This window comes from Pseudomonas sp. 34 E 7, assembly GCF_900005715.1.
GTDB classification, from domain to species: Bacteria; Pseudomonadota; Gammaproteobacteria; order Pseudomonadales; family Pseudomonadaceae; genus Aquipseudomonas; species Aquipseudomonas orientalis_A.
The window spans coordinates 1-7,119 of the sequence record NZ_CVTX01000088.1; the positions used below are offsets into that span (position 1 = coordinate 1).

The 7,119-nt window shown below is 64.7% G+C and carries 2 protein-coding genes; both read right to left on the minus strand.

The annotated features are described in order from the left end of the window. The coding region (locus tag BFP96_RS06005) for a two-partner secretion domain-containing protein (RefSeq protein ID WP_139113348.1) at positions 1 to 5,534 on the minus strand (5,534 nt) is incomplete at its 3' end. 31 nt (positions 5,535 to 5,565) lie between these two features. Beyond that, on the minus strand, positions 5,566 to 7,119 hold a 1,554-nt coding region (locus BFP96_RS06010), incomplete at its 5' end, for a ShlB/FhaC/HecB family hemolysin secretion/activation protein (RefSeq protein WP_065935625.1).

Sequence of the window (7,119 nt, forward strand, 5' to 3'; positions counted from 1 at the left end):
CCGGGCAAGCTCAGCGGGTTGATCTGCTGCTGGGCCAGGTCCGCAGGCAATTGCGCGTTGAGGGTGACGCGGGTCGAGTAACCGTTGGCGGCACTGGCGCCGGTTGCGCCGGTGGTGGTTTTTGCACCCGCCCCGATGTAGGTGTAACCCGGGCGCACCACGCTGTTGTCGATACCGGCCTGCGCCTTGACGTCCACCGCGCCGCCAGCCTGAATCACGGCAGCGTAACGCTGATCATCGCTGGCGATTTTGGTGACTTTGCCGAACTGGGTGCGCTCGATCTCCATCATGCCGATGAAGTTGGCCACCGTGGCCTCAAGGCCGCCGAGGTCATTGGGGTTGTAACCGGCGCTTTTGTACCAGTATTTGTTGGTGAGTGCGGCGGCTGCATCGAACCAGCGTCCAGGGTGCTTGGTGCGCTCTGACGTGAAAAGACGATAGGTCTCGGTCTCGCCGATTTCGATGCCGGTGTTGACCAGGTTGTTCAGGCGCGCGGTGAAGTTACCGCCGGCCGCGATCGAGCTGCTGCTGTTGAGCAGGTCGCCACCCGCCAGGGTCATGTTGCGCCCGGCGGTGATACTCGAACCGGCACTGGCGGCTGTCACTTCCAGCTTGTCGCGGGTCAGCAACTCCCACACGTAGTTGCGCGGGGTGCCGCCTGCTTTGCAGTCACCGGCGTTGACGTACTTGATGCACGCGCCCTCGGTGGCCGAGGCGGTGTAGACACCCGCGTCGTTGACGGTGAGTACCGCACGTTCGTTTTTGATCGTAGCGGCGGTGAGGGTCAGGTCACCGTCACTTTGCATGCTCGATGAGCTGTTGATAATGCTGTCGGCCAGGCCGCCCTTGCCGTCGCGATCGACACTCAGGTTGCCCATGCTGTAGAGGTCGCCGTAGCTGTTGTTCAGCGACGCCACGCGCAGGCTCATGTCGGCGCCGCTGAAGATCAGGCCGTGGTCGTTGAGCAATGCGCCGGTGTTGACCGTGAGCGTTTGCCCGCTGCCGAGCGTGGCGAAGTTGTTGAGCGCGCCCGCGTTGATCAGCAGGTCGGTGGCCGAGGTCAGGCGGCCGCGGTTGTTCAGGGTGCCGCTGAGGGTGGCGCGGGTCACGCCACCGCCGGCGATGCTGGCGGTGTCACTCAAGTTGGCCTGGGCGGCGGTCAGGTTCAGTTTGCCCAGGCTGCTGATGCGCCCGCTGCTGTTCAGCGCGCCGCTCAAGCTCAGGTCAAGGTCGCCGTCGCTGGCGATAAGGCCGTTGGTGGACCAGTTGCCACCGCTGCCGATAAAGCGTCGGGCGCCGAGCAATTGACCGGTCGCGGTCTGTTCGAGGCTGTTGACGTTGACGGTCAGTTGCCCGGCCTGGATCACGCTGCTGTTGGTCCAGGTGTCCTGGGCGATGGTCAGGTCGCCACGGGTGACCAGGCTGCCGCCTACATCGTTGAGATTGCGCGGCGCGATGCCGAAGGTGCCGGTGCCCACATGCAGCACATTGCCGCCGAGGTTCTGCAGGCGGTCGGCGTCCAGGGTCAGGTTGGTGTTGGCCGTTTCCAGCACGCCGTTGCGGTTGTCGAACAGCCCGCCAATGGCGAACTCGGTGGTGCCGCTGTTACCCAGTGCGCGCAGGCGACCGGTCTGGTTGTCCAGGCTGGCGGCACGGACCTTGAGGGTGGATTCGCTTTCGATGATGCCCAGGCGGTTATTCAACGCGCCGCTGAGGTCCAGGTCGATCTGTTGGCCGGCGATCTGGCCATCGTTGTCACCGCTGTTATCGAAGTCATGCCCGACCACGCGCATCAGGCCTTTGGCATAGAGCCCGCCGTTGCGGTTGTCGAAGTTGCCGGTGGTGACCAACGCGTTGCCGCCCTGCGCGGCGATGCGCCCGCCGTAGTTGTCTACGCTGCCGGCTTGCAGGTTGAGGCTTTGCCCCTGCATCACGCCGCCCTGGCGGTTGTTATTGAGGTCGTAACCGTTGCGCAGCACGCCGACCACTTGGGTTTGCAATGCGGCCTTGAGGCTGGCGAGGGTGCCGCCACGGTTGTCGAGGCTGGCCGCGTTGACATGCAAGTCACCGGCCTGGGCAATCAGTTTGCCGCTCTGGTTATCCAGCGTGTCGGCCACGTTGGCGGTCATGCCGCCCTGGCTTTGCACGGTGCCCTTGCCATTGTCCAGGCGGTTGGCGCTGAGCAGCAGGTCGGCGTTCTGGCTGTAGATCAAGCCGTCGTTGCCGTTCTGCACCAGGCCGCCGGCGGTCAGGCTCAAGCGTTCGTTGGCGGCCAGGGTGCCACGGTTGCGGTTGTCCAGGCCGCCGGTCAGCAGGGTCAACAAGCCTTGGCTGGCAATCTGGCCACCCTGGTTGTTGATCTGCGCCGCGCGGCTGATCAGCAGTGGGCCGCCGCTGGCCAGTTTGCCGTTGGTGTTGGTCAGGGTGGCGAGCAGGTCGAGGGTGGTGGCGGTGCCGCCACTGATACTGCCGGCGCTGTTGTCCAGGTTTTGCGTGTTCAGGCTCAAGGCCGCGCCGCTGTCGATCACGCCGCCCTGGGCGTTGTTCAGCAAGCCGCCGACGGTAAGCGTCTGCCCGGCCGCGCTGGAAAGTACGCCTTTGTTGCTGTTGTCCAGTTCGCCCGCGTTGACGGTCAAGGCTTTCTGGCTGACCAACGCGCCGCCTGCGCTGTTGAGCAGGCTGGCGGTCAGCGTGGCATTGAGGTCGCCGTATCGGCTCGACAAGGTGCCGCCGTTACGGTTATCCAGGTTCGCACCGCTGACCGTCAAACCCTGCCAGCCGGACATCAGGCCATTCTGGTTGATCAGGTTTTCGGCATTGAGCACCAACAGGTTATTGCTGATCAGCTTGCCGTTGCTGTTATTCAACGTGCGGCCTTTGAGGTTCAGGGTTTGCGCGCTGGAGAGTTCGCCGCCCTGGTTGCCGAGGTCACGCAGGTGGTTGATGCTCAGGTTGCCGGCGGTGGTGATCAGGCCACCGGTGTTGTTCAGGTCGCCGGTGGCGGTGCCGAAGTCCAGGGCAATCGCGCTGCCCAGCAGCGAGCCGTTCTGGTTGGCCAGGCTCGCGGTATTGATGCTCAGAAGGTTGGCTGCGTTGATCAGGCCCTGGGCCTGGTTGGCCAATGGGCCGCTCACGTTGAGCAGGGTGTCGCCACGGCTGGTGAGGGTGCCGCCGCTGTTGTCCAGGCTGGCGGCGCTTGCGTCAACCGCAGCCGCAGCAATCATACCCTTGACGTTAGCCAGGGCCTGGCCGATGCGCAGAGTCAGGGCGGCGTTGCTCAGCAGTTTGCCGCTGCTGTTATCGAGGTTGTCGGCGGTGAGTGTGAAGGCCTGGCTGCTGGAAATCTCGCCGCCCTGGTTATGCACATCCTTGAGGTTGTTGAGCATCAGCAACGGCGCGTTGATCAGCCCGCTCTGGTTGTTGAACTGACCACGGTTGAGGTCCAGGGTCAGGGCCTGCGCGCTGGTGATCTGCCCGCCTTGCTGGTTGTTCAGGTCGGCGGTGCTGATGTGCGCGGCCTGGCGCGCGCTCAGGGTGCCTTGTTGGCTGTTGTCGACGCTTGCGCTGGTCAGGGTCAGGGTGCCGTCAGTCACCAGGCGCCCGCCCTGGTTGTCCACCGCGTCACGGGCGCCGATGCTCAGCGGGCCGGCGCTGGAGAGCGCGCCACCACGGTTGACCAGGGTGCCCGTGGTCACGGTGAGCAGCCCTTCGCTGCTGATCAGGCCCTGGTTGCGGTTGAGCAATTGATCGACGTTCAGGTTCAGCCCAGTGCCGGCCACTACCAGGCCGCCATCGCTGTTATCCAGTTGCGTGCCGTTCACCGCCACGCCCGCACGGCTGGAGAGCTCGCCGTTGCGGTTGTCGATGTTGGCGACGTCGATCTGCACGCCGCCGGTGCTGGCGACCAGGCCTTTCTGGCGGTTGTCCAGGCGATTACCGGTGAGGTGAAGAACGCCCTGGCTGGTGACGCGCCCGTTCTGGTTGTCGAGCGTGCCGGCGTTGAGGCTCAACGCCTTGCCCGCCGTGACCAGGCCCGCGACGTTGTCCAGGGTGGTCACCGTCAGGTTGGCAGTGTCCAGGCTGGAGATTTCGCCGCCGGTATTTTGCACCGTGCCCAGCGTGGCAGTCAGCGGCCCGTTACTGGCGATCAATCCGCCCTGGCCGTTCTGCAGCGCGCCGGCGTCGATAGCCAGCGCGGTGTTGCTGAGGACTCGTCCGTTGTTGCGGTTATCGACGGCCGCCGCCGTCACGCGGGCGCCTTGCCGGGCGCTGAGGGTGCCGCCCTGGTTGTTCAAGGCCTGGGAATCGACGCTCAAGCTGCGGCTGGCGATCACGCTGGCGCCGTTGTTGTTGATGGCCTGGCCGCGCAGGCTGACGTCGCCTGTGGTGTTGCGGGTGTTATCGGCGTTGACGCCGGCTTCGATGATGTCTGCGTTGGTCAGCGTGCCGCCGCTGGACAGCGCAATGCGGTCACGTGCGGCCAGGCTTTTGCGACTGTTGAGATCGCCCTGGGTTTGCACCTCCAGAGCGGTACCGGCATAAATTGGTCCCTGGGCGTCAAGGCTGGCGGCTTTGACATTGATTGCGCCGCTGGCAGCGGTCTGCGCCATGCTCAAGCGCCCATTGGCATCAAGCTGGATATCCCCACCACTGGCCGCCAGGGTGCCATCAAGCTTCACGCCCACACCGGCCTCGGTGCCCACCAGTTTGATCGCGCCGGCGTACATGCCGCCCAGGGCCGACGAGTCGATCGCCAGCTCGGGTTTGGCGCTGCCGTCATCGGCGCGGGCGGTGGTTTTCAGGCTTTGTGCATCGACGTCGTTGCGCCCGGCGATGACGTTGAGTTCGCGGGCGTTGATTTGCGCGTTGATCCTGGCCGAGCGGGTGATGATGTCGAAGCGGTCGACGTTGCTGGCGTTCAGGCCTTCGCCATCGATGGTCACGGCGCCGCCATCGACCTGGTAGCTTTTCAACTGGCCGGTCGGGTCGATGACCGGCTTACCCGTGGTCAGGGTCACGTTGGGCGTATTGATAAAGCCGCAACCGCTGCACGTCACGCCGTACGGGTTGGCCACGATGACCTTGGCCGACTGCCCCGCCACTTCGGTATAACCGCGCAACTGACTGGCGCTGCCGCCGTTGACTTCGTTAAGAATGACGCTGGCCGCGCCGCCCTTGAGGTTGGGGTTGCCGACAATGATCCCGCCCAGTTGGGTGTTTTGCAGCGCGCCGTTGGCGTTGTTGAGAATCACGCCGTTGGGGCCGACGTTGTACTGCTGGAACTGGTTATGGGACAAGCCTGCGCCGTTCGGTGTGGCGATGTTCACCACCGGCACGCCATTGCCCGCCGCGCCCACCGTGGTACCTGGCGCACTGACCACGATGCCCTCGGCCTGGGCCAGCAGCGGCTGCCAGAACAGCGCGTTGGCGAGGATCAGCGCCAGCCCGCGTTTGGGCAGGCCGAAGAACGCGTTTCGCGGCTTCAGGGCGGCGGAAGGTTGGCGGGCCAGGAAGGCAAATTGTCGAACGTCCATTTTCAGTTTCTCGCTGCGGCGCAACGTTGAATTACAGGAACAAATCCAGGCGGAAGTAGATCGGCGCTTCGCGCTCGGTGACGACTCCGGGTTTTTCCAGCGAGTGGGCAAAGGTCACGCTGGTGCTGACGTTCTTGCCTCGGGCGAACAGCTCCAGGGAGTTGCTGGACACGCGGCCATGAACGTTGTCGTTGTAGCGGTCGTTGCGGATCACGCCCTGGTCGTAGCCGACGCTGGCGCCGTATTCGAAGAAGGCCGGGCGCATCCAGTCGAGGGTCACCGGGCGCGCCCAGCGCACTTCGTTGCGCCAGTAGCCGCCGCTGTCGCCGGTCAGCAACTGGTCCTTGAAACCGCGCACCGAAGCCGAGCCGCCGAGGCTCATGCGCTGGGGCGAGAACAGCGGGTCTTCACTGCGTTGACCGGTGGCCAGGCTGCTGAAGCTGAACGACTCGCCCCACAGACTGAACGGTTGCAGGTAGCTGACGGTGGCGGTGTATTTGCGGTAGCGCGAGTTCGGCTGGCGGCGGCCGAAGGCGTCGCGCTCTTCCTGGGACTGGGCGTCGAGCAGGCCGATGCCGTTTTGCATGCCCAGGTCCAGGTTGACGAAGGCTGTGCCGATACGCCGACCGTGGTTGACGCCCAGTTGCAGTTCGCTGAGGCGGTTGCTGCTAGGCGCGGTGCGCACGTCGAGGATGTAGTTGTTGGTGCGCAGGTGCGCGAGGCCGACGTTGACCGAGGTCTTGCTCACGTCATCGCGGTGGATGACCCGTTCGGCGCGCAGTTGGTGGTTCTGGTTGTCGCCGTCCTGCTTGTATTTGAAGTCGTCGGTCACGCCGAAGGTGCGGTAGTCGCTCTCGCTGTAGGTGTAGCTGAAGTTCCACCAGCCCCACGGCACGTTGTAATAGAGCATGGTGTTTTTCGAGGTTTTCTGGTGGTCGCTGATGGCGTCATGGCCGCCGCGCAGAATCAACTGGTCGCCCAGGCCCAGCGGGCTGTCCCATTCAAGGCCGGCGCCCCATTGCTGTTCGCCGGTGCTTTTCTGGCCGTCGTTATTGCGCGACAGGCTGGCGCGCCAGGGCTTTTGCGCGGTGTTCTTGACCACCACGTCGCTGCCGCCGACTTGCTTGCCGGGGGTCAGTTCCATCTGCGCCTGTTTGGACGGCAGACGGTTGAGCTGGTCCACCAGTTGCTCGATTTCACGCAGGTTCAGCGCTTCGCCGACCTTGCCGGGAAAGGCCATGGCCAGTTCGCGTTCGGTCACGGTGCTGCCTTCGGCGCTGCGCAAGGCTTCGAGCTTGCCTTCCACCACCAGCACTTGCAGGTGGCCGGTGGAGAGGTCTTGCTGCGGCAGGTAGGCGCGGCTGGTGACGCGGCCTTTGCCGAGGTAGTAGTCGGTGATGGCCTTGAGCAGGTCGTTGAGCTGGGACACGCCCAGGCATTGGCCGACATAGGGCTTGAGCAGGCGCTCGCGCTCGGAGGCCGGCAGGCTGTCGGCGCCTTTGAGTTCGATGTCTTTGATCGGGAAGCAACGGGTGTCGGCGGGCGCGGTGGGCGCCTCGGGTTTGGCCGCTTTGCCGGGCAGGTC